The following is a 24,713-nucleotide window of genomic DNA, read 5'->3' as shown; positions in this document are numbered from 1 at the left end:
GCTATCAATCCTTCCGTACCGTTGCGACTGTGCCAAAATGGACCTCCCCTGCGGCAACTGCCACTTTATATCCATCCGCACGCTGCATTATCAGACGACCTTTATCGTCTATCGTTTCAAAAATACCACCCACAACACCATCGGGCATTTGCACGCTGATGGGGGCGCCTAATCCTGCTGCACGCTCAAGCCAAAGATCGCGGATGGCGGCAAATCCACAGCCTTCATTCCATAACGTGACACATGTATGCCATTCAGCAGCAAGCGCTGAAAACAGAGTATGTGCATCTACATTCGCACCAAGCGACATCAGCGATGCAGCCGGGTAAGGCAAACCTTCTGGTGCAGCTATCACATTAACACCGATGCCAATCACCAAGATGCGGCGCTGTGCATCCAGTGTTTCACTTTCCAACAAAATGCCTGCGAGCTTAGCATCGTCTGCCAAAACATCATTTGGCCACTTCAGACTAATCCTGTGGCGCAGATAAGGCGCAACTCTTGCAATTGCGCGCTCAAGCGAAACACCAGCAACAAATCCAAGCGTTGCTGCAGCGGCTACTGAGACATCAGTCACAATCATGAGGCTAGCGGCGAGGTTACCGCGAGGAGCAACCCAGGCGCGGTTACGCCGACCCCGTCCACCAAGTTGATGGTCCGTGACGACCCACAACGGACGGGTATCTCCGGCGCGTGCACGTTCAATAGCTTCCGTATTTGTTGAGCCATTCAACGTATCAAAAGCCGCCAGTTGATAACCGGCGGCCTTTATCTCAGGCAATAAGGCAAATTCGGAACGCGATGACATCAGAAGAGTGACTTCGCTGCAACCGATGCTGCACCAACCAAAGGTGCTGGTAGAATCCAGAACAACAACACAACAATGCTCGATGCACCCAAAACAACCTTGAGTACAGGTGTCATCGGCTCATAAGTAACCTTTGACTCATCGAAGTAGATGATCTTGACAATACGCAAGTAGTAATATGCACCAACAACACTCGCCAGAACTCCGATAATCGCCAGTGTATAAAGCCCAGCTTCAATGGCAGCGCTAAAAACATAGAGCTTACCAAAAAATCCTGCCCATGGTGGAATACCAGCGAGAGAGAAAAACATCATGGCAAATAAGAATGCAAGGGCTGGATGCGTGCGCGACAAACCTGCCAGATCCTCAATTCGATCAACATAAACGTTGCCATTACGTAGCGCGAGGATGCCTGCAAAAACCCCCAACGTTGTGGCAAGATAGATTGCCATATAGATCAGCACGGCCTCTATGCCTTGCTCAGTTCCAGCTGCAAGTCCGACGAGCGCATACCCCATGTGACCAATTGACGAGTAAGCCATCAGACGCTTGATGCTGCGCTGACCAATGGCGGCAAAGGAGCCTAGCACCATTGAAGCCAAAGCCACGAACACAATAATCTGCCGCCACTCATCAACAATGGCCGGGAACACGCCCATCAACACACGTACTGTAAGCGCCATTGCTGCCATTTTGGGCGCTGCAGCCAAAAATGCTGTCACCGGTGTGGGCGCGCCTTCGTAAACATCTGGCGTCCACATATGGAAGGGGACGGCAGAGATCTTGAATGCAAGTCCTGCAACGATGAACACCAGTCCGAAAATGAAGACAATGCCGTGACCATCTTGAAGGGCCGTTGCAATATCGCCAAAGTTCACGCTACCCGTCAGTCCATAAACCAGCGATGAGCCATAGAGCAGCATGCCCGACGACAGTGCGCCAAGCACAAAGTATTTCAGGCCAGCTTCTGTTGAGCGTGCATTATCACGATCAAATGCTGCTATAACATAGATAGCCAAGCTCTGTAGTTCCAGGCCAACATACAGCGTCAGTAGGCTGTTTGCTGAAATCATCAGCATCATGCCAAGTGTTGATAGCAACACGAGTACCGGAAACTCAAACTTGTCGAGACGCCCACGCACAAAGAACTCGCGCGACAGCGCGATCGCTACAGCCGATCCGATGAGTGCGAGTAATTTCCAGAACCTGGCAAAGCCATCAAGGATGAAGGCGTTATTAAGCGCAATCACCTTTTCAGCAGGTTGATAAACAACCGCAATGCCTGCTGCGACCAGCAGTAGCATGGCTAGTACGTTTACAAGACCACTTGAACGCTCTCCCCTGATCGAACCGATCAGCAGCAGGGCAAGAGAACCAACAGCAAGCAACAGTTCCGGCAGAACGACGCCAAGCGCAGGCAAGGTAACGGGTGTCATTGCGGAGGCCTCACTGCACGGTAATCGCGGCGGTCTTTATGACCGTTAGCGCTGCTTCGGTGGATCTCAGAAGATGCTCCGTTGCCGGAGCAAAAACGTTCAAAATGTCATCAGGCTGAATGCCGTACCAAATGATCAGGAGGATCAGCGGAACAACAGCGATGATTTCACGCCTGTCGAGGTCGAGGATCGACTTGAGGTTTTCCTTATCAAGCGGTCCGAAAATCACCCGGCGGTACAGCCATAACGCATAAGGAGCTGATAAGATAAGGCCCGTTGCAGCGAAGAACGCTACCCATGGATTAGCCTGGAATGCGCCAATCAATGTCATGAACTCGCCAACAAAGCCTGAAGTACCAGGCAAGCCCACGTTAGCCATAGTGAAAATCATGAACGCAACAGCATAGTGCGGCATCCGGTGCACGAGGCCACCATAGGCTGATATTTCCCGTGTATGCGTGCGATCGTAGATAATGCCCACTGCGAAGAACAGTGCGCCAGACACAAGGCCATGCGAGATCATCTGGAACATGGCACCCTGAATGCCCTGCTCTGTCAGCGTGAACAGACCCATGGTTACAAAGCCCATATGCGCAACAGATGAGTAGGCAATCAGCTTCTTAATGTCCTGCTGCGCGAGCGCCACTAGCGATGTATAGATGATCGCAACAACTGATAATGCGAACACCAAAGGCTGGAAGTAAAGAGAGGCCTCAGGGAACATCGGTATTGAAAAGCGGATAAATCCATATCCGCCCATTTTCAGCATAATACCCGCCAGGATCACAGATCCCGCTGTTGGCGCTTCCACGTGCGCATCTGGCAACCACGTATGGACTGGCCACATAGGCATCTTTACCGCGAATGAGGCAAAGAATGCGAGCCAAAGCCACGTCTGCAATGATGAGTCAAACTTGAACTGCAGTAGCGTTGGAATATCAGACGTGCCTGCCTGCCAATACATCGCCAAGATGGCAAGGAACATGAGCAGCGAGCCAAGCAGGGTATAGAGGAAGAATTTGAAGCTCGCATAAATGCGTCGCTTGCCACCCCAAATGCCGATGATGAGGAACATCGGAATGAGGCCTGCCTCAAAGAGCACGTAAAACAGCACGAGATCAAGCGCAACAAACACGCCAAGTAGCGTCGTTTCAAGCACCAGAAATGCTACATAATAAGCGCGCACCCGCGTGTTTATAGATTTCCACGATGCAAGAATGCAGAACGGCATTAGGAATGTTGTCAGTAGCACGAGCGGGAAAGAAAACCCGTCAACGCCCAACTTAAACGCCATCGTTTCTGATAGCCATGGATGTGTTTCAACCAGCTGAAACGCCGGATCCGTTGCATCAAACTGCCCCCAAGCCACAAGCGATACGATAAACGTAATGATCGTGGTAGCGAGCGCAATAGAGCGTGCATTCGACTGCACCGCAGCATCATCGCCACGTAAAGTCAGAATGATCGCACTACCAATTAGTGGCAATAGCAGCAGGCTAGATAGGATGCCAAGACCAAACATCAGATCGCGCCCCCGAAAATGTACCAGGTAACAAAGGCCACAACGCCAACAAGCATTGCGAAAGCATAGTGATAGACATAACCCGTCTGCAGTTTGACAACACGCCCGGTTACATCAAGAACACGCGCCGATATACCATCAGGGCCGTGCCCATCGATCAACCAGCCATCACCCTGCTTCCAGAAAAAGTTGCCAAGCCATTTTGCCGGGCGAACGAACAGGAAGTCATAGAGCTCGTCGATGTACCATTTATTGAGCAGGAACCGATAAAGCAGAGGATTGGCGGATGCCAGCTGGTGCGGCTTCTTCGGATCGAGCACGTAGAACCACAGCGCGACCAGGAAACCAATGACCATCATCACGAATGGCGAGAATTTAACCCACGATGGCACTTCATGAATTTCATGCAGAATGTGGTTATCCGCGCTCGTAAAGATTGCCCCCTTCCAGAATGCTTCGTAGCCGCTTCCGATGAATGCATTCGCGAACAAGGCACCAGCTCCAAGCGCACCGATCGATAAAACTAGCAGGGGCAGACGCATGACCCATGGACTTTCATGCGGCATGTGATCATGAGCTTGATCGTCATGACCATGGTGATCATCGTGTGCATGAGCATCATGCCCCCAACGTGGCTTGCCCTCGAAGGTCATGAAATACAAACGCCATGAATAGAAAGACGTCATCAAGGCAGCCACGACTGTCGAAAGGAAAGCGAAGTTTGCGCCTGGTGCATGTGAAACATAGGCGGACTCAATGATCGCATCCTTCGAGAAGTATCCGGCAGTATATGGGAACCCCGTTAGTGCCAACGTGCCAATTGTCATGGCCAGAGCTGTAAAGGGGATGTACTTGCGCAATCCTCCCATACGACGCATGTCCTGCTCGTGGTGCATTGCATGAATGACAGAGCCTGCGCCAAGGAACAGAAGTGCCTTGAAGAATGCATGCGTGAATAGATGGAACACGCCCGCGCTATAAGCACCAACTCCCAATGCAACAAACATGTAACCAAGCTGCGAGCAGGTTGAGTAAGCAATCACGCGCTTGATATCATTTTGAACGAGGCCAACTGTTGCTGCGAAGAATGCCGTTACCGCGCCGATAACAATAACGACGGATGAAGCGGCTGGCGCATATTCGAACACAGGTGACATACGCGCCACCATGAATACACCAGCCGTGACCATGGTTGCGGCATGGATAAGTGCAGAAACAGGAGTTGGCCCTTCCATCGCGTCCGGCAGCCAGGTATGCAGCAGGAACTGTGCTGATTTACCCATGGCGCCAACAAATAGCAGCAAGGATGCAAGCGTTAGTGCATGCCAGTCATAGCCAAGAAAGTGGAACGTTGCATCTTTCAAGTCTGCCGTTTTGGCAAAAATTGTTTCAAAACCAAGCGACCCAAAAAGAACAAAGAGCAGCAGCAGACCAAGCATAAAGCCGAAGTCGCCAACGCGATTGACAATAAACGCCTTCATAGCAGCAGCGCATGCAGATGGCTTATCATACCAGAAGCCAATCAGCAGATAACTCGCAAGCCCCACGCCTTCCCAACCAAAGAACATCTGCACCAGGTTGTCAGACGTTACCAGCATGAGCATGGCAAACGTAAACAGCGACAGATAGGCAAAGAAACGAGGCCGGGCAGGATCTTCGTGCATATACCCGATCGAGTATAAGTGCACGAGTGCCGAAACGCTGTTGACGACAACAAGCATCACGACTGTCAGCGTATCGATACGAAACGCCCAGTCAATCTGCAGATCGCCAGACGACAACCAGCGCGCGATGTGCACATGGAATGTCTGCGTACCAAAGCCAACATTAACGAACGCCACCCATGAGAGCGCCGCAGAGACAAACAGCAGAGACGTTGTGACAAGCTCGCTGGCGCGCACACCAATGAGCCGGCCAAAAAGACCCGCGACGAGGAAGCCGACCAGCGGCAGAAAGACGATTGCCTGATACATTCGGCCTGCCCTCAGCCCTTCATCAAGTTGATGTCCTCAACCGCGATAGTGCCACGGTTGCGGAAGTAAACCACCAGAATGGCAAGGCCGATCGCCGTCTCGGCTGCTGCCACCGTTAACACCAGCAGCGCGAAGATCTGTCCCGCTATGGTGTTGGTAAAAATCGAAAAAGCGACGAAATTGATATTCACCGCCAGCAATATCAACTCAACCGACATAAGAATGACGATCACATTCTTCCGGTTGATGAAGATACCAAACACGCCAAGTGTGAACAGTGCCGCAGCTACTGTGAGGTAATGAACGAGCCCGATTGTCATTTTCCGCGCTCCCCTCAAACGCCTTGCCGAGATGGCACTTTTTTAAGTTCCACACTCGTCTTGTGTGAACGAGCCACTTGATCACCGATATCTTGACGCTTGATGTTTTCCTTATGCCGAAGCGTTAGCACGATCGCACCCACCATCGACACCAGCAACACAAAGCCGGCAGCCTGAAACGCAAATAAATATTGCGTGTAAAGTACCTGCCCGATTGCTTGGGTATTCGTCACACCTGCAGCTGGTGCATCTGCAACCGCGGACGCTGCCACATGCAGTAAAGATGGATCGACAAACAAAGTGCCGATAACCAACACCAGCTCTATCAGGAACACGATACCTACAAGTGCGCCAACCGGCAGATATTGCAGGAAACCAGCTTTGAGTTCGGCAAAATCCACGTCGATCATCATGACAACAAATAGGAACAGAACTGCCACCGCACCGACATAAACCACAATCAGCATCATCGCTAGGAATTCAGCTCCTAGCAGAATGAAAAGGCCGGCTGCGTTGACGAAGGCAAGTATTAGAAACAGCACAGACGTCACCGGATTACGCCCGGCGACAACCATGAACGCCGATGCAATGCAGATACCTGCAAACAGATAAAAGAAGGCCGCTGCAGCCATGCCCGGTTCCCGTCTTGTCCAGAGTTTTACTATCAAGGATGAAGATGATAGTTCAACTAATTGATCTTAAAGCATAACCCGGAGTTTCCGGGATAAAATTAACGATAAGGCGCATCAGCTGCTATATTGCGAGCGATCTCTCGCTCCCAACGCGCGCCGTTTGCCAGTAACCGCTCCTTGTCGTAGTAAAGTTCCTCACGGGTCTCTACTGCGAACTCGAAGTTCGGCCCTTCAACGATGGCATCAACAGGGCAAGCCTCTTGGCAAAGCCCACAATAGATGCACTTCACCATGTCGATATCGTACCGCGTGGTGCGACGTGTGCCATCGTTGCGACGCGGGCCGGCCTCAATAGTAATAGCCTGCGCCGGGCAGATTGCTTCGCAAAGCTTGCACGCGATACAGCGCTCTTCGCCATTAGGATAGCGACGCAACGCATGCTCGCCGCGAAAACGCGGACTTAACTGCCCCTTTTCATAGGGGTAGTTCAATGTTGCTTTTGGCTTAAAGAAATAACGCATCGACAAAATAAATGCCGAAACGAACTCCTTCAAGAACAGCGCCTTGGCAGCCTGATCGAGCTTCATCGCCCGCCCCACTCGTTATGCCACGTAAAACACGTGACCTCTTCACCCACCGATAGCAAGGCCCATCAAGAGGCCCGCCAGCGGAAACAAAATTATCGTGCCAGCAAAAACCATCCGCCGGAAGCCGATGGCCCATTGCTCAAGCTCTATTCTCGTCATAGCCACTGGCTCATCCTCATCGCGTTCTGCAGCGATAAGCCAGCGCTCTATAATACGGGTTGCAAGCCCGTATCCGATCAACCCCATCGAGAGACCAATCAGACATCCAACAATCGCTGCCACTGGTCAGCTTCCTGGTGCCCAGCCAGTCAACTGCAGCACAAACGCTACAAAGACCACCATAAAGAGCGATATCGGCAGGAAAACTTTCCAACCAAGCCGCATGAGCTGGTCATAACGGTAGCGCGGCACGAAAGCCTTGGTCATGGCAAACATGAAAAAGACCAGCGAGATCTTGATCACGAACCACACCACACCCGGCACCCAAGTAAATGGTGCAAAATCAAATGGCGATGTCCAGCCACCGAAAAACAGAATGACCGTCATCGAGCACATCAGCATGATCGACACATATTCGCCGAGCATGAAAAGCAGGTATGGCGTTGAGCCGTATTCTACCATGAAGCCGGCAACAAGCTCTGATTCAGCTTCAGCCAGATCAAACGGTGGACGGTTTGTTTCTGCTAGTGCCGATATAAAGAAAATTATCAGCATCGGAAACAGTGGCAGCCAATACCAGTTCAGGAATGTCAGCCATGGCACGCCAAGCATTGTTGCAAGGCCGCGCGCTTCCTGAGCGCGTACAATTTCCGTCAGATTCAACGATCCCGCGCACAAAAGAACCGTTACGATCACAAAGCCAATCGAGACTTCATAGCTGACCATTTGCGCTGCCGATCGCAGAGCACTCAAAAACGGATACTTTGAATTTGATGCCCAACCGCCGATGATGATGCCATAAACGCCGAGCGAAGAAATCGCTAAAATATAGAGCACGCCCACGTTGATATCGGCAATGGCCCAGCCATCAGCAACAGGGATTACCGCCCATGAAGCCATAGCCAAAACGCAGGTAACCAAAGGAGCTAGCAGGAACAGGAACTTGTTCGAGCTATCGGGGATCGTTGGTTCTTTGAAGACGAATTTGAGTAAATCCGCGAACGACTGGAAAAGCCCATAAGGCCCGACCACATTTGGCCCAAGCCGCAGCTGTACTGCAGCCCAGATTTTTCGATCTGCGAGAAGGATATAAGCGATAAATACCAGCAACGCCACGAGCATCAACAGGCTCTTGCCGAGGATCAGCGCGACTGTCAGTAACGATTCCATCAGTCGTGCTCCTTATTCGGCTGCCTGACGGGTAACGCCCAGCGCAAGCGCTGAACATTCCGCCATGATCGCCGACGCGCGGGCAATCGGGTTTGTCAGATAAAAATCAGTGATTGGCGAAGAAAATGCCGTTTTTTCAATATCCCCACCCAGAAGCGCCAGACGCTCGATAGCGGTTGGATCGGCACCCTCGACAGCATCAATGCGAGCCAAATGTGGATGCGAAACAAACAGTGACTGGCGCAGTTGCGCGATGTTGTCGAACGGCAACCGATGACCCAGCGCATCCGACAAGGCGCGGATGATAGCCCAATCCTCACGTGCCTGTCCGGGAGGGAAAACAGCACGGTTAGCAATCTGAACGCGGCCTTCAGTATTCACATAAATACCGGACTTTTCGGTATATGCAGCCCCTGGCAGAATAACATCAGCGCGATGCGCACCCTGATCACCATGAGTGCCGATGTAAACCACGAATGGTCCATCTGCGACCTTTACTTCATCTGCACCCAGCAGGAAGAGAACATCAACGCCACCATGCACCATAGCATGCGTATCGAGGCATCCCTCACCTGGCACAAGACCAAGATCCAAGGAGCCAACGCGGCTTGCAGCAGTATGCAGAACTGAAAAACCATTCCAGCCATCAGTTACAGCACCAACCGTCATTGCTGTCTTCGCCGCAAGTGACAGGATGCCAAGACCATCAGCACGCGTCAGCGCACCTTGACCGATGATGATCAGAGGTTTTTGCGCGTTCTTCAAGACTTCTGCGAAAGAATGAGTTCCGTCCGCAATTGCCGCAAGAGTTTCTGGACCTGCACCGAGGTAGTCATGCGTGTAAGTCAGGTCAACCTGCTCGCCGATAACACCAACCTTGAGGCTGCCAGTCCGCCAACGCTCGCGGATCCGTGCATTCAGGACAGCTGCTTCACGACGTGGATTCGTGCCGATGAGCAAAATCGCATCGGCTTCATGAATGCCTGCGATTGTGCTGTTGAAAACGTAGCTCGCGCGCCCCAACAATGGGTGAAGTGCGGTGCCATCCTGACGTCCATCAATATTAAGCGTACCGAGACGCTGCATTAAGGACTTCAGAGCAAAACTTTCCTCGACGGCAGCGAGATCGCCAACAATTGCGCCAATTTTTTCAGGTGCACTGGCATGTACCTTCGCTGCAATCGCTGCAAAAGCTTGTTGCCATGAGGCAGGACGTAGTCGGCCATTTTCACGAACGTAAGGTTGGTCTAAACGTTGTGTCTTCAGGCCATCCCAAATGAAACGGGTTTTATCTGAAATCCACTCTTCGTTGATAGCTTCATTCACACGTGGCATGACACGCATAACTTCACGTCCACGCGCATCCACGCGAATGGCGGAACCCAGCGCATCCATTACGTCAACGGTCTCGGTCTTGAGCAGCTCCCAAGGCCGAGCCTTGAACATGTAAGGCTTGGAGGTCAATGCACCGACGGGGCAAAGGTCAATCACATTTCCCTGCAGCTCAGAGCTCATCGCCTCTTCGAGATAGGTGGTGATTTCCATATCTTCGCCGCGGCCGATTGCACCAAGATCCGGCACGCCCGCAACTTCCGTGACAAAGCGAACGCAGCGCGTGCAATGAATGCAGCGGTTCATTGATGTACGCACGAGTGGGCCGATGTTTTTATTCTCAACCGCGCGCTTATTTTCGGCATAGCGACTGCTATCCACACCATAGGCCATAGCCTGATCTTGCAGATCACACTCGCCCCCCTGATCGCAGATCGGGCAATCTAGCGGATGGTTGATCAGCAGAAATTCCATCACGCCTTCACGTGCTTTCTTAACCATTGGTGAGCGTGTCAGAACGACAGGCGGCTCACCATTGGGGCCTGGGCGCAAATCACGAACAGACATAGCGCAGGACGCTGTTGGCTTTGGCGGCCCACCCTGCACCTCAACGAGGCACATGCGGCAATTGCCGGCAATTGATAGCCGCTCGTGGAAGCAGAAGCGCGGCACTTCCGCACCAGCTGCCTCACAGGCTTGCAGCAATGTGTACTCGGCCGGGACCTCGACCTCGACATCGTCAACGATGATCTTTGCCATCGACCCTACCCTTATTCCGCCGCCACAAGCACTGGATCACTATGCGGATTGGCCGCATAATCATCGATACGCTTCTCGATCTCGTGGCGGAAATGCCGGATCAATCCTTGAATTGGCCATGCTGCTGCATCGCCCAATGCGCAAATTGTGTGCCCCTCAATGCGCGTCGTTACATCAAGCAACAGATCAATCTCACGCTTTTGCGCCCGTCCTTCCGCCATGCGGGATAGCACACGCCACATCCAGCCCGTACCCTCACGGCAAGGCGTGCATTGGCCACAGCTCTCATGCTTATAGAAGGCAGAAATCCGCGCAATTGCACGCACAATATCCGTCGATTTATCCATCACGATTACGGCCGCCGTTCCGAGACCTGAGCGCAGAGCGCGTAAGCTATCGAAGTCCATAGGCGTATCAATGATCTCATGAGCTGGAACCAGCGGCACAGAAACACCGCCCGGAATTACGGCCAGCAAATTATCCCAACCACCTCTGATGCCACCACAATGACGATCAATGAGCTCTCGAAACGTAAGGCCCATCGCCTCTTCTACGTTACATGGCGTGTTCACATGGCCAGAGATGCAGAAAAGCTTCGTGCCAACATTGTTCGGACGGCCAATACCAGAGAACCATGCAGCACCACGACGCAGAATAGTGCCTGCAACAGCAATCGATTCTACGTTATTCACGGTCGTTGGGCAGCCATAAAGACCCATGTTTGCCGGGAAAGGTGGCTTTAAGCGGGGCATTCCCTTCTTGCCTTCAAGACTTTCCAGCAATGCAGTTTCTTCACCGCAAATGTAAGCCCCAGCACCGTGATGTACATAAATATCAAAGGGATAGCCATGAATGTTGTCCTTGCCTACGAGCTTTGCCTCATAAGCTTCATCGACAGCTTTTTGAAGAGCAATACGCTCAGCAATATATTCACCTCGCAGGTAGATATAAGCCGCGTGCGCACCCATGGCAAAGGATGCCAACAAGCAGCCTTCAATGAGCAAATGCGGATCATGACGCAAAATTTCGCGATCTTTACAGGTGCCAGGCTCTGACTCGTCAGCATTCACAACGAGATAATGCGGGCGTCCATCCGATTGCTTTGGCATGAACGACCACTTCAGACCGGTTGAGAAGCCAGCGCCGCCGCGTCCACGGAGGCCGGAATCCTTCATCTCGTTAATAATCCAGTCGCGGCCTTTTTCCAGCAGGAACTTGGTACCATCCCAGTTGCCACGCTTTAGCGCTTCCGGCAATCCAGGGCTATGGCGACCATATAAATTGGTGAAGATGCGATCCTTATCTGCTAACATCGCGCTCAACCCTTCGTCTTTTCATCGACTGCGCGCTCAGCAGCGTCAGGAGCCGTTGCAGGTGATGCAGCCTGATTGTGTTCAGGCTTGATCGGCTCTTTTCCGCTTGCCGCACGGTGCGCTGGCGTATCAGCAACCAGCTCGCCCGCACGTCCGCTTGATGGATGTGCAGGTTCCGGCATCGCTGCCTCACGTGCTGCAAGCGCTTCGGCAGCTGCCTTCGCTTCAGCCTCCGCGCGCGCTCTGGCTTCTTCTTCCTCGAAGCGACCACGCCAGCTGCCAATCAGCGATCCATCATAGAGGGCCGGATCAAGAAGCGTATTGATCGCATCCTGCGGCTCAGATGCCATGCGGCCATTTTGTGGGCCAGGCTTAACAGCACGGCCTGCAGCCAAATCATCAAGCAATTTATTGAAGTTTTCAGGAGTCAGATCTTCATAATAGTCATCGTTGATCTGTACCATAGGCGCATTGCAACATGCGCCAAGGCACTCAACCTCAAGCCATGAGAACAAACCATCCTCAGTAACTTTTCCCTGATGACCAATACGCTCTTCCAGCACATCCTGAATGGCCTGCGCACCGCGTAAACGGCACGGCGTCGTACCACAAAACTGGATGAAGTGACGCCCAACCGGATGAAGATTGAACATGGTGTAGAAGGTTGCAACCTCCAGCACCCGAATGAATGGCATCTGTAGCAATTCGCCGATAAAACGAATAGCGGGTTCAGAAACCCAGCCGCCGCCCTGCTCTTGCGCCTTCCACAGTAATGATATTACCGCCGAAGCTTGACGCCCTTCTGGGTACTTAGCGATGATCCGCTCAGCCCAAGCAGCATTCTCCGGTGTGAAGGCGAAACCTTCCGGTTGAATTTCTTTTGGCGCTAGCCTGCGAACGGACATACCGTCACCCACTCCCTGACCGCGAGGAACTCCTCAGCGATCAACCTCTCCAAACACGATATCGATTGAACCAAGAATTGCCGAAACGTCAGCCAGCATGTGGCCGCGACACAGGAAATCCATGGCTTGCAAATGCGCAAATCCTGGCGCGCGGATCTTGCAGCGATAAGGCTTGTTCGTCCCATCCGCTACCAGATACACACCAAATTCACCCTTTGGCGCTTCCACTGCGCTATAAACCTCGCCGGCAGGCACGTGGAAACCCTCGGTATATAACTTAAAATGATGGATAAGCGCTTCCATCGAACGCTTCATATCGCCGCGCGATGGCGCGACAACCTTATGATCGACGCTCGATACCGGTCCCTGACCAGCTGGTTCACGTAGCTTGGTGATGCATTGACGCATGATACGCACTGACTGGCGCATCTCTTCCATGCGGATCACCTGCCGGTCGTAACTATCACCGTTTTTGCCAACAGGGATGTCGAAGTCCATTTCTTCATAGCATTCATAGGGTTGAGACTTACGCAAATCCCATGCTGCACCAGATCCACGTACCATCGGACCAGAGAAACCCCAGGCCCAGCACTCTTCCAGAGACACAACGCCAATATCAACGTTGCGTTGTTTGAAGATACGGTTGGTGAGAACGAGGTTCTCAAGGTCATCACAGACTTTTAAGAACGGATCGCAGAATGCTTCAATATCATCAATCAGATCAGGCGGAAGATCCTGATGCACACCACCTGGACGGAAATAGTTTGCATGCAAGCGCGCGCCACAAGCACGCTCATAAAAGATCATCAGCTTTTCACGCTCTTCAAAGCCCCATAGTGGAGGCGTGAGCGCACCGACGTCCATCGCCTGCGTCGTAAAGTTCAGCAAATGCGACAGAATTCTACCGATTTCAGAGTAAAGAACCCGGATCAACTGCCCACGACGCGGAACAGTTACGCCCAGCAGCTTTTCCACTGCGAGCACAAAAGCATGCTCCTGGTTCATCGGCGCAACATAATCGAGCCGATCAAAATAAGGCGTTGCCTGTAGATAAGTCTTGTACTCAATCAGCTTCTCAGTGCCGCGATGCAACAGGCCGATATGCGGATCAACCCGCTCCACGACTTCGCCCTCGAGCTCAAGCACAAGGCGCAGAACGCCGTGAGCCGCAGGATGCTGCGGACCAAAGTTGATGTTGAAGGTACGAACGTCAGCCTCAGCCATGGTTCTGATCCTGCCAGCGACGAGCTGCTACCATTTTGCATGCATATTTGATCATGAGGGCTTGCCTCCCGCTTTCTCATCACCGGGTAGAACATATTCAGTTCCCTCCCAAGGCGAGAGAAAATCAAAAGAGCGGAACTCCTGCACGAGCTTTACCGGCTCATACACTACACGTTTCTTTTCATCGTCGTAGCGCACTTCAACATAACCCGTCATCGGGAAGTCTTTGCGCAGCGGATGACCTTCAAATCCATAATCTGTCAGCAAACGTCGCAGATCGGGGTGATCTGAGAATAGCACGCCATAGAGATCATACGTTTCACGCTCAAACCAGTCAGCAGAAGGAAACACACCAACCGCACTCGGCACAGGCGTAAATTCGTCCGTCGCAACCTTCACTCGAATACGCCGGTTATGACGTGGCGACATCAAGTGATACACAACCTCAAAACGCTGCTCGCGATCAGGGTAATCAACACCACAGATATCGATGAAATTTACATATAGGCATGAGGGATCATCGCGAAGGAAACGCAGGACCTCCAGAATCGACTGCGTCTGCGCAACAAGCGTCAGCTCACCATAAGCCAGCTTCGTGGCAACGATGCGCCCACCAAGTGCTGCAGTGACCGCAGCGCCATGCAGCTCAAGCTCTGATGCAGCTGCACCCTGCCCTTGGCTATGAATATCCGTGCTCATACCGCCCGCTCCTCTTAGCGCTCGATCGTGCCGACACGGCGAATCTTCTTCTGAAGAAGCAGAATGCCGTATAGCAACGCCTCGGCCGTCGGCGGACAACCTGGCACGTAAATATCAACCGGTACTACGCGATCGCAACCGCGAACAACCGAGTAAGAATAGTGGTAATAGCCACCACCATTGGCGCATGATCCCATCGAGATCACATAACGCGGTTCCGGCATCTGGTCGTAAACCTTGCGGAGAGCTGGTGCCATTTTGTTGGTAAGCGTACCGGCAACGATCATCACGTCAGATTGGCGCGGGCTGCCGCGAGGCGCAAAGCCAAAACGCTCAACGTCGTAACGTGGCATTGAGGCCTGCATCATCTCAACTGCACAGCAGGCAAGACCGAAGGTCATCCACATCAACGAGCCAGTGCGCGCCCAATTGATCAGATCATCCGTGGCGGTAACAATAAAGCCCTTATCGGCCAACTCATCGTTGATTTCACCGAAAAACGGATCGTTCGCGCCTACCGGCTTGCCGGTATTCGGATCAATAATGCCACGAGGCGCAGGCGCAACCAGCGTACCTGAACCTTGCTTGGGAGAAGGTTGTCCGATCAATCCCATTCCAGTGCCCCCTTCTTCCACTCATAGACGAAGCCAATTGTCAGCACGCCCAGAAACGCCATCATTGACCAGAAGCCAAACCAGCCCAACCCACCAAACGAAATCGCCCAGGGGAAAAGGAATGCTACTTCGAGATCGAAAATGATGAACAGAATGGCCACGAGGTAAAACCGTACATCAAATTTCATGCGCGCATCATCGAACGCGTTAAAGCCGCATTCATACGCAGACAGCTTCTCAGGATCTGGATTTTTGTATGCCAGCAAAAATGGTGACACCAGCAGCGCAAGGCCAATTACCAGCGAAACACCCAGGAATATGACCAGCGGCAGATAGTCCGATAGCAAATCCTGCATCTGATCCTCCAACGGCGTTAACCGCCCATATGACTGGGCGGATCGATGGCTCAGGTACATGAGCCGTGTTCAGCGAGCCTTATCCAGATATATTATAGCGGAAACTACAGGAAAACCTGACAGATTCGCCGCATTAGATTGGTTCGCATGTGCGATGAAGGCTTATCTCAGCCTCTCCTTCGACGCAAGTGCCCCCTTCGCTATTCGCATCTGATTTTGCTTAACACGGGGCTTTAGAATAGCAGTTGTGGCCATTATGCAGCTTGGAACCATTATTGATTATAAACGTTATGAGCGAAACGCATGCGTAAGAACCAAGGCATGTAATAGGAGAAATGGTAAGGAAAATATCATGCAAGACGATCTTAAAAAGCCAGCCCGCCTGCAGTATTGGACAAGCAATCGCTCTGCAAAACCTGAAAATTCAATCGAATTCAATACCTTGGAAGATGCTATTGCATTCGCTATGACGCAAAGCCCAAGCAATATGGAGATTGCATGGATTCGCACGGAAGGTGGAGCGACTCTTTTGCCTTCGCGCATATCCGCATTATGGGAAATGCGTCGTCATGCAGCTTGAAAGCGTTGAACTAAGTTCGTACTGGATAGCGCCAGCGAAGCCATAGAAAAATCAAGGCTCCGACCATTAACATGGTAGCTGCTACTTCCAGTGACAAAGTGAAATCTGCATGTGAGCCATCCACCCGAACGAGCGCTGTGGCAACGGGTGGGCCCAGAATCTGGCCAATGCCATAAGTTGCTGTGAGTAACCCCATAAGGCTCGCCGCTAGCAGCGCGTTAAGGCGCCGCACTTCTCGCATGGCAAACAATGTGATGGCTGTTAAGGGAGCGCCTACAAGGAAACTGCTGGCCACAAACCCAATCACAGATGGGAACCAAAGCCCCAACATTATCCCAAAACATTGTACCGCATAGCTGCCAATTAGCAGATCGCGCTGATCCCACCGCATGGGCAAACGCGTACCAAGCAATCCTCCGAACACCACGCCAAGGCCAAACACCGGCCAAAACATATCAGGCCATGCTGATCCTGGCAGGGCATGGCGTGCTATAACTGGCAGAAAAGTAGCTGTGATGATGTAGCCAAAACCCGCTAAACCATAGGCAACTGTGAGCAGGAAGACTTCCTGCGGATTGCCGCCGGAGAGAGAATAATGCGTTTTTGAATCTGATATTGTAGATATCGCCTCTGAACCGCCTGTTAGTTTAGGCGATTCCTGATCTGGACGCATCACTTGCCAGGCGAGAAATGCCAGCACAACTGCAACAAGGCCAAAGACAACCCAGGCAATCTGTGCATGCCAATCTCTGGCGACCATTGCGCTAACCGCAAGCCCTGTTGCCATAATACCAACACCGGGCCCGCAAAAAATCAGACCGCTTAACTGCGGCGCACCCATCTGTGTCAGGCGTTGCAGACACCATGTTGAGGTGAAAACGAAGCAAACAGCACTGGCAACGCCAGATAGAAGGCGCAGAGCCGGCCAGAGCCAAGGCCAATCTCCGGCCATAGCGAGTGTGAGAAGTGCCGTAGCGATAAGGCCGCTCCGCACAATGACAGGCGGGTTGATCAAGCCCCTTATGCGTAACGGTAAAGGATGATTGGAAAAATAAAGCGGCAGCAGAGTGCAAAGCGCAGCGCCAAGAAAATAGCCGATGTAGTTAGCTGTTGCGAGCCAGCCGCCGCCAGCAAGCGTTACAAGATTTTCATGCAGCATCATTGGCAGCAATGGCGTGAAAGCAAAGCGCCCGATTCCCATCGCTGAGGCTAAGGAAAGCATCCCTGCGAGCGCTATGATCATGGGTGAGAACTGGTATCCGGCCGCGCTACGCAATGGTAGCCCACCTTTATCAGAACTATCCAGCATACCCAATCGCTCCACCGGCGCTTTGTTTAGCACATGGATGGTTGTAACTCATTCACGTTGAAGATGATATGCGGTGGCTGCAACGGCGGCATGTTATATGGAGCTAGTAATCCCACTCCATACCGATACCAACTGCGCTTGATCCATCTGCGCCTGCTTCTCCTTGAAGCTTGATGTGATCGGTAAGATCCACATCAACTGTCACACGACTGGAAGATGAGGTCGTTCCCTGTTTCACACCAAGATAGATATTGTCGTTAAGTCGCTTACCGAAGCCAACATCGACATTGCCTGCATCATCTGCACCAACATCTACGGAATCGAGGCCCAACGAACGCCCCAGATTTCCCAGCGCATCACCACCGCCAACGCCCGTAAGCTGAGCGATTGCCTGCGCCAGACGAATAGTCTGTGAAGTTGAGAGATTCGTTACAGCTCGTCCGAACAGCAGTCTTGCAAAGACCTCATCCTGCGGAAGTTCGGGCCGTGAGGAAATGCTGATCTTCGGATTGGATGCATATCCTGTCACGCCCACTTGTGCCGTAACGTCACTTGCGGGTGCTTCAGCCAGAAAGTCCAGAGTGGGGTCGAGGCTGCCACCATCAAATGAGACCTCCCCGCGTGAGAACGTCAATGTGCGACCAACGATGGAGAGCGTGCCGCGCCGCATCTGGAAACCGCCGTCAACAATGGGATCGTTGCTATTACCGCGCACCTTGAGCGTACCGCCCAGCTCCGCATTGATACCCTGACCACGTACAAAAACTCTGGTAGGCGAAGAAATGGTGAGATCAAGCGCCATAACAAAAGGCTTGGCTGCTTCAGCTTGCGCTGCCTGTTCCATCTCCTGATTGATACGCGCAAGAACCCGTGGTGGCGGATGAATGTGCTGTACCTCAATTGGCGTTAGGGAAAGCGGGAACCGATTGGGAATCGTGATCTGCAAGTTCTCGACATTGATCGTTCCAGACAGGTTAGGCGCTTGCGCCAGCGGGCCTGTAATGGCGAGATCGAGGTTCGAGACCATATTCACCATCTCGCTCGATACAAGCTGTGCCCTCTGGGCCTGAATGGTGATGTTACCCGGGAAACCTGCAGCTGGATCAACAGCAACACGCCCTGCTCCTGTCACCATACCGCCGTTACGTGTGCGCGCTGAAAGACTGGTGATGGTCAGTTCACGTTCATTGCCGGTAATGATCGCTTGAATGTTGTCAAAGAACAGCCCTTCAATTGGATCCTGGAAGCGTCCATTAGAGACACGCACCGAGCCGCCAATCGCAGGCGTGGCTGTTGTGCCGTGTAAACGTAAATCGACATTGGCAGTGCCGGTTAAGGTTTGGCCGCTGGCTGATAACGCAACGTTAGCAATGCCAAGATCAATCGGCCCTGTAACCGCTAAATCGAGAGCGCCATCCCCAAGAGGGGCTGACCCCTGAATACGAAGCGCAAGATTATTCTGTCCGCGCACTGTTGTATCTGTGGTGACACGCCCCTGCCCCAACGCACCTGTGGCAGCAATGGCAAATGGACGCAAACCCGCATCAGCAATTGCCGGCAACGTAAGGCCTGCAACGTTAAGTTGATAACGACCATCTGGGCGAGCTGCATTACCAGTAATTGTTGCATCGCCTGAAACCGTTCCCGCAAGGCCAAGCCCCGGGACGAACAGTTCTGCAACGGCAAGTGGGAAATTCTGCAAAGTGGTATTGATATTCAGCCGCTCACCGGCTTCACCTGCAACGCGAAAACGCCCAGCGCCTGAACGCAATTCCAGATCACTAATGCGAACAGTTCCGCCATTTATGTCAATGCGTGCATTTGGCTGGATTTCAATGCGCTGATTTCCGCGTGAAACCCGCGCCTGGTTGACCAGTATGTTCGTTGCATCTCCCAAGGCGAGTCTTGCAGCGGCAGTCACGTCTGATCCTTGCACAACACCGTTGAGAGCAATGTCGTTTGCCGATCCTGTGCCCTTGGCAGTAATCGTTGCGCGTGTCACGGAGACACCGCTGGCCACTGCGTTATCGATATCAACGCGTGCGTTGAGTACAGGCTTGCGCAAGAGATCCGTACCGGAAGCATCAATACGTGCGCTTTGAAGTGATGCATTAAACCCTGAAAACTGATCGACGCTACCAACAACCCGCGCATTCTGACCGCCCTGCGCCTGCGATAAATCGGCTTGCAGGTTGATGCGTCCTGTCAGCTTTGTGAGCAACAGAGGTTCCAGATCGCCCAGATTGCCAGCGACAATGTTGATTTTTCCAGTTGCAAGCTGTTTTTCATCAAGCGCAAGCGCGCCCTTTACCGCAACTGAACCTAAAGCAATATCCAGATTATCCATGCGGGATGTACCATCAAGGCCACGTGCGAACTGTCCCGAGCCATGCGCTGGTTTGCCATCGACTGCACCACTCAGCGTCAACTTGCCATTGGCTGCCCCCAACAGATCCTGCGCATCAACATTAAGCTTCAGCGCTTCAACAGGACGGCCCATAGCTCGTGCTTGCGGAACTGAAAGAATGGCTGTACCAGCAAGTTTTTCAAGGCTGCCTGTGAGCGCAACATTGATATCGCCCTTCCCCTGCAGCTGCGCATCGATCTTGCTGAGATCGGGTAACTGCAATTTTGCCTTGATGTCAGCAGCTTTCTGGGTTGCTGAGCCATCGGCAGTGAGGTTGATATGGGCACCATCAAGCTTGAATGCTTTGAAGCCAAAGCTGCCATCCTCAGCGCGGTTCACGCCGCCAGCTAACGTAATTTTTCCGCCCGTTAAACCATCGACCTGCGCCACTCCTGTGCGCAAACCATCAATGGCACCATCAAGCGTCGCAGCCAGACGTGAAAGATCGAAAGCAATATCGACATCTGCATTAAGCTTCGCCTGACCAGCAAGATCAGAACCAACAAAAGCACGAAGCGCGGCAAGGTCTGCCTTTTCCAGCGCAATCTTGCCTATCACCTCGTCCGGATCAACCAAGCCAGAAAAGCGCATGGATAAAGGATTTAGTGCGACATGCGCTTCGTCAATCCTAGCGACCATCGAACGATCAACACTGCCACGTGCATCCAGCGCAATTGCTCCACCCAGAACCTGGGTAAGGTTGGCATCAGGGGCAATAAGTCCAGAAACATTCCCATCCAGCGTCAGATCAAAACGCGTCTCCTCAGCCGCTATCGGGCCATTACCTTTGCCGTGCATGGCAACGCGAATATTGCTTGCTTGATATCCCTCTGCCGAAAGGTCTGCTGCCAGCGCTTCTGCCGTCACCTCCAAAGCAGCGAGAGTGCCGCCTACGTTGAGATCAACGCTGGCAGATGACCATGATACCGGCGTTGGCGAGAGGCTCGCAAATACTTGTGGCGCACCCACATTTACACGTGCTGTTGCGGAGACGGCTTCTGTCTTGGGCTCAAACTGTCCGTGCGCCTCAACCTGAGCGGCAGCAGATGTAAGCTGCGCTTGCGTCACGTCTATACGGCCATCATCATTAAAATGCGCTTTGATCGCAATATCGCTCTGCCCACTGACAAGAGGCGCAATCGTATCCGGCATTAATGCGGCAACATCTGCATTAATATTAGCAGTTAAAACACGCGCCAGATCAGCCCGTTTAACGGTTATATCTCCACGCGCGCCTGCCTTGCCGGCGAGATCGAGCACGAGCTGTCCCCGCCAGTCATCAAGTGGCCCCGCGCCCTTAGCGGAGAAAGAAAGCGGAGGAAGATCAGCAATGCCCGCAATTTGCGAAACGATGCCGCCTGCGGGCTCTTGCGCCAGCACATCAAGCGTGAGCACGTCTCCTTCGGGGGTATAGCCAAACTGGCCGGTAATCTGCCCCTCTTGACCGTCAATTCGCTTAGCTGCCAGGTTAACATTCAGTCCCTGTCGATAATCAACAAGTTGTGCCGACCCATTCAAGGCAAGGCTTGCTGCCTGCCCAAACAGTGCCTCGCCAAGCGCGATTTCAGCAACTTTCAATTCAGTGAGCGTTATACCAAACGGCAACTGAGGAAGACCCGTGGAAGGCGCTTCCGGTTGCTCAGGCCCAGAAGAAACCGGGGCACGCGCAACGCCAATACGATCTGCCTCCACCAGCGTGACATCAAGCACGCCTGAAAGCAGAGACAACGGCCGCCATGCCAACCGTGCGCGATCAATATCGAGCCATACGCCATTCGCATCCGCAACCGTCATATCGCGAATGGTCATATCGAAGGGCACCGTGCCCTCTAACCGGCCAATCGAGAGCTTGAGATCCGGACTGCTTGCCACGTTCTCAATGATGCTGACAAGAGATGCCCGCCCCGTATCAGTACGGGTAAGAAAGACGAAGCCACCGGCAACAACGACCACGATTCCTGCGCTCACGCGCAACAGCATCCCGCCAACGCCCATGCGCTTGCGCCGTCCTGCTGACCTGTATCCATCACGTGCGATCAAAACGATTGTCCCAAGCTGATGTAAAGCCCGTAAGGTGGATCGCCCTGTTCGCGATTGAGGCCGCGCGCGACGTCAAGGCGAATAGGACCAATGCTTGTGTAGTAGCGCAGGCCAAGGCCGGCTGAATAGCGCAACGTTTCATCAAAGCTGGGGGCGGAAGACCTAAATGCCATACCCGCGTCTGCAAAAGCGACAATACCGATTGTATCGGTAATCTTCGTCCGCACTTCAGCAGAACCTTCGAACAAACTACGTCCACCAATCACAACACCGGCTGCATTGGTTGGGCCGAGGCTTTGATAATCATAACCACGCACAGAGCCACCACCACCAGCAAAGAAACGATGCGGTGGCGGTACATCGCCAAGTGCAGGGCCAACGATGGAGCCAAAACGCACACGTCCAGCGAGCACATAGCGTGCGTCATCATCCAGAGGCAGGTAACCTGAAGCTGTGGCGTCGAGCTTGGTCATATCGACAGTCGAGCCAAGAAACGACGGATAAGGTGTTACTTTACCCGAAAGCTTTATGCCCTTGGTTGGATTAAGTTTATCGCCGGTATTATCATAGCTCATCTGCACTGGCACGCCCACCAGCGTGTACCAGCCGCTATGGTCATAGTACATATTGGTAGGAGCAGTGTATTTGGCGCGCTCAACATCAATGCCAATCTGCCCCGTCAACTCATCAGAGAATGTGCGCTTGATGCCGAGAGAGCCAATAAAACCCTGTCGCGTATAGGTTTTAGTAATTTCTTTCAGGCCGGCAGCCTCAACAACGAGATCGTCCTTGACGGTAAAGATACCGGGTTTAAGAAAGCTGGCACCTATGCGATAGCCCAGCTTATCCATGATCCGGGCACGCGTTCGACCATTAATGGTATCGACATTTGCACCCGATACCTGCGCTTCAAGCCGCAATCGCTCAGCGCCACCGAATAGATTGCGATGTCCCCAGTAGACATTGGCAGCAGGGCCTTCAGTCGTCGAATATTTCGCGCCAAAGCCTACAAAACGTGGCAGACGCTCACCAACACGCACCTCAATTGGTAACTCGTCGTTGGCTGTCAGGTGGTCTGCCTCAATGATGCGTACAGAATCGAATACATCATAGTTACTCAGCTCCCGCCGCAGCCGGGCAACAGCTTCTGGCGAAAATATCTCACCTTCCTTGAAGGGCACTCTCGCCGTAATGAAATCCGGATCCAGCCTATCTGTGCCCGAAACTGTTACCGGCCCAAATTTTGTGAGAGGTCCCACGTCAACCTGGAATACGACATCCATAACATGACGTGAATGATCGACCGTAGCCTGACGGCCCGGCACACGTGCCTTGGCATAACCCTGCTGGCGGAAAAAACCAACAAGCGCCGATTCAGCGCTGAGTACAGAAGCGCTTAAAGCCGGATCTCCAGCCTTGACGCCAAGCTTACTCCAATCCGGAGATGGCAACGGTTGGCGTGTCACAGCATTTATAAGCGCGAACTTGCCAAAGACATATTGTTCGCCGGGGATAACTGTAACCTTTACCGGCACAGGCCCGGAACGACGCGCAGATTCAATGCGAGATGCCACCGCAGGATTGTCGAGGGCTATGCCAGCAATCGTTATATCTATGGCTCCATTATAGAACCCTAAAGCTTCAAGCGCTGAAATCAGACGGCCCTTATCAGCGTTCGCCCGCGCGATTAAACCCATTGCACCAGATGGCAACTGCTTCTTGAGGCGAGCCAGATCTGAAACTTCTTCAAGCTTTTCGGCTGGACTATCGTCTGGAATAACAAAGGTAACATTATAAGCCACCCCATCAGGCACCGGAATGAGATCAGCCTCTTCGGACTCAGGTTCGCGCCCAATCAGGCGATCATAGAGACGCCCGAAGAATGACCGGCGAGATTGCCCTGTCTGCTGCACATCTTCATTCTCGGATGACAGAATCTGCGCATCGGCCTGTCCCGCTCCCAGGATAACAACGGAAACAAGGATATTTAACGCAACGCCAGCCAATAGCCAGACCCTGAAGGCGCGTGTATGACTCATAGTCGGCCTTCGCTTGACCGCATGATGAACAACGGCCTCACGGATTAAATCGGCTTGCAGCAAGGGTTGTTTTTCAATCACGCAGTCAGAGCCTCTTATGCATACCTGTCTTAGTAGCATTTTCTGGCGTGGCAGAAACCACCTTGCCCAAGAAAATACCCTCACTTTCTTGCAGATGGCACCTCGGCTCATTTATCCTTGAGGTGCCAATAACACCTCATCTTTATCAAATGACCTTTGGCTATTGGTTAACATACAAGGCGGTATGTTGATTAAGTTCGCTGTTATAAGCAGTTTCACACAAGCGTAACGGCGGCATAATAGTCTCAATGCTTGCAAATTTATGGACCGATCGGCAAGGATGCACCAGCAGGCATTGAATCTTAGGCTAAAAGCATGACCATCAGATTTGATGCTTCAGGATAAGAGGATTATTAAGTCAGGGGAAAACGAAAACACTGATTTTCGAAAAATTAAAGGTAATGGACTTTTATACATATATGCATAACGAAAAATCGTTATCGATATG

At 52.5% G+C, this 24,713-nt stretch carries 19 protein-coding genes and 1 pseudogene; 1 reads left to right on the top strand and 19 read right to left on the bottom strand.

The features are described 5' to 3' along the window. Positions 1 to 4 precede the first annotated feature (4 nt). The 16 genes and pseudogenes from VRZ32_RS13085 to VRZ32_RS13010 all read right to left on the bottom strand — a co-directional run bounded on the left by VRZ32_RS13085 (position 5) and on the right by VRZ32_RS13010 (position 15,809). The gene (locus VRZ32_RS13085; protein ID WP_414526154.1) at positions 5 to 808 is read right to left on the bottom strand and encodes a biotin--[acetyl-CoA-carboxylase] ligase; all 804 of its coding nucleotides are present in this window, start codon (positions 806 to 808) and stop codon (positions 5 to 7) included. Then, entirely contained in the window at positions 808 to 2,244 is a 1,437-nt protein-coding gene (nuoN, locus tag VRZ32_RS13080; protein ID WP_414526153.1) for an NADH-quinone oxidoreductase subunit NuoN, read from the bottom strand. Before nuoN ends, VRZ32_RS13085 begins: the two co-directional genes overlap by 1 nt. 10 nt (positions 2,245 to 2,254) lie before the next feature. Continuing rightward, positions 2,255 to 3,766 carry an NADH-quinone oxidoreductase subunit M gene (locus VRZ32_RS13075; protein ID WP_414526152.1) on the bottom strand — a complete coding sequence of 504 codons (1,512 nt, stop codon included), beginning with the start codon at positions 3,764 to 3,766 and terminating at the stop codon, positions 2,255 to 2,257. Then, complete coding sequence (nuoL, locus tag VRZ32_RS13070) at positions 3,766 to 5,739, bottom strand: NADH-quinone oxidoreductase subunit L (RefSeq protein ID WP_414526151.1); 1,974 nt, start codon at positions 5,737 to 5,739, stop codon at positions 3,766 to 3,768. The genes VRZ32_RS13075 and nuoL overlap by 1 nt, the downstream gene beginning before the upstream one ends. Positions 5,740 to 5,750: 11 nt before the next feature. Next, the gene (gene nuoK, locus VRZ32_RS13065; RefSeq protein WP_414526150.1) at positions 5,751 to 6,059 is read right to left on the bottom strand and encodes an NADH-quinone oxidoreductase subunit NuoK; all 309 of its coding nucleotides are present in this window, start codon (positions 6,057 to 6,059) and stop codon (positions 5,751 to 5,753) included. 14 nt (positions 6,060 to 6,073) lie between these two features. After that, the gene (locus VRZ32_RS13060) at positions 6,074 to 6,691 is read right to left on the bottom strand and encodes an NADH-quinone oxidoreductase subunit J (protein WP_414526149.1); all 618 of its coding nucleotides are present in this window, start codon (positions 6,689 to 6,691) and stop codon (positions 6,074 to 6,076) included. A 98-nt stretch (positions 6,692 to 6,789) separates the two neighbouring features. Then, positions 6,790 to 7,278 carry an NADH-quinone oxidoreductase subunit NuoI gene (nuoI, locus tag VRZ32_RS13055; protein ID WP_414526148.1) on the bottom strand — a complete coding sequence of 163 codons (489 nt, stop codon included), beginning with the start codon at positions 7,276 to 7,278 and terminating at the stop codon, positions 6,790 to 6,792. Between the two features lie 42 nt (positions 7,279 to 7,320). Then, complete coding sequence (locus VRZ32_RS13050; protein WP_414526147.1) at positions 7,321 to 7,560, bottom strand: hypothetical protein; 240 nt, start codon at positions 7,558 to 7,560, stop codon at positions 7,321 to 7,323. Positions 7,561 to 7,563: 3 nt separating this feature from the next. Next, on the bottom strand, positions 7,564 to 8,607 hold the full coding sequence (gene nuoH / locus VRZ32_RS13045; protein WP_414526146.1) for an NADH-quinone oxidoreductase subunit NuoH: 1,044 nt from the start codon (positions 8,605 to 8,607) through the stop codon (positions 7,564 to 7,566). 12 nt (positions 8,608 to 8,619) lie between these two features. Next, a complete protein-coding gene (gene nuoG, locus VRZ32_RS13040) occupies positions 8,620 to 10,698 on the bottom strand; it encodes an NADH-quinone oxidoreductase subunit NuoG (RefSeq protein ID WP_414526145.1) in 2,079 nt (692 codons plus the stop codon). 11 nt (positions 10,699 to 10,709) lie between these two features. Further along, on the bottom strand, positions 10,710 to 12,011 hold the full coding sequence (gene nuoF, locus VRZ32_RS13035; protein ID WP_414526144.1) for an NADH-quinone oxidoreductase subunit NuoF: 1,302 nt from the start codon (positions 12,009 to 12,011) through the stop codon (positions 10,710 to 10,712). A gap of 20 nt (positions 12,012 to 12,031) precedes the next feature. Beyond that, positions 12,032 to 12,916, bottom strand: a pseudogene (gene nuoE / locus VRZ32_RS13030) (NADH-quinone oxidoreductase subunit NuoE); the annotation flags it as partial. Positions 12,917 to 12,949: 33 nt separating this feature from the next. Continuing rightward, positions 12,950 to 14,140, bottom strand: a complete 1,191-nt coding sequence (locus tag VRZ32_RS13025; protein WP_414526143.1) for an NADH-quinone oxidoreductase subunit D — start codon at positions 14,138 to 14,140, stop codon at positions 12,950 to 12,952. A gap of 51 nt (positions 14,141 to 14,191) precedes the next feature. Next, on the bottom strand, positions 14,192 to 14,839 hold the full coding sequence (locus VRZ32_RS13020; RefSeq protein WP_414526142.1) for an NADH-quinone oxidoreductase subunit C: 648 nt from the start codon (positions 14,837 to 14,839) through the stop codon (positions 14,192 to 14,194). Positions 14,840 to 14,853: 14 nt separating this feature from the next. Further along, positions 14,854 to 15,453 carry a NuoB/complex I 20 kDa subunit family protein gene (locus VRZ32_RS13015; RefSeq protein ID WP_414526141.1) on the bottom strand — a complete coding sequence of 200 codons (600 nt, stop codon included), beginning with the start codon at positions 15,451 to 15,453 and terminating at the stop codon, positions 14,854 to 14,856. After that, positions 15,444 to 15,809 carry an NADH-quinone oxidoreductase subunit A gene (locus tag VRZ32_RS13010; protein WP_414526140.1) on the bottom strand — a complete coding sequence of 122 codons (366 nt, stop codon included), beginning with the start codon at positions 15,807 to 15,809 and terminating at the stop codon, positions 15,444 to 15,446. The genes VRZ32_RS13015 and VRZ32_RS13010 overlap by 10 nt, the downstream gene beginning before the upstream one ends. Positions 15,810 to 16,161: 352 nt before the next feature. Between VRZ32_RS13010 and VRZ32_RS13005 the strand changes: the two genes are divergently transcribed. Beyond that, complete coding sequence (locus VRZ32_RS13005) at positions 16,162 to 16,389, top strand: hypothetical protein (protein WP_414526139.1); 228 nt, start codon at positions 16,162 to 16,164, stop codon at positions 16,387 to 16,389. A gap of 10 nt (positions 16,390 to 16,399) precedes the next feature. Here the strand turns inward: VRZ32_RS13005 and VRZ32_RS13000 are convergent, their stop codons facing one another. The 3 genes from VRZ32_RS13000 to VRZ32_RS12990 form a co-directional block, all read right to left on the bottom strand. Next, positions 16,400 to 17,698: a YbfB/YjiJ family MFS transporter gene (locus VRZ32_RS13000; RefSeq protein WP_414526138.1), complete on the bottom strand. Its 1,299-nt coding sequence runs from the start codon at positions 17,696 to 17,698 to the stop codon at positions 16,400 to 16,402. A 103-nt stretch (positions 17,699 to 17,801) separates the two neighbouring features. After that, on the bottom strand, positions 17,802 to 22,145 hold the full coding sequence (locus tag VRZ32_RS12995; protein ID WP_414526137.1) for a translocation/assembly module TamB domain-containing protein: 4,344 nt from the start codon (positions 22,143 to 22,145) through the stop codon (positions 17,802 to 17,804). Further along, complete coding sequence (locus VRZ32_RS12990; RefSeq protein WP_414526136.1) at positions 22,142 to 24,184, bottom strand: autotransporter assembly complex protein TamA; 2,043 nt, start codon at positions 24,182 to 24,184, stop codon at positions 22,142 to 22,144. The genes VRZ32_RS12995 and VRZ32_RS12990 overlap by 4 nt, the downstream gene beginning before the upstream one ends. Between the last annotated feature and the right edge of the window lie 529 nt (positions 24,185 to 24,713).

Source organism: Pseudochelatococcus sp. G4_1912 (assembly GCF_047501465.1).
In the GTDB taxonomy this organism is placed as follows: domain Bacteria; phylum Pseudomonadota; class Alphaproteobacteria; order Rhizobiales; family Beijerinckiaceae; genus Pseudochelatococcus.
The sequence above is the reverse complement of the archived record's forward strand: the minus strand, read 5'-3'. Positions and strand labels throughout refer to the sequence as shown.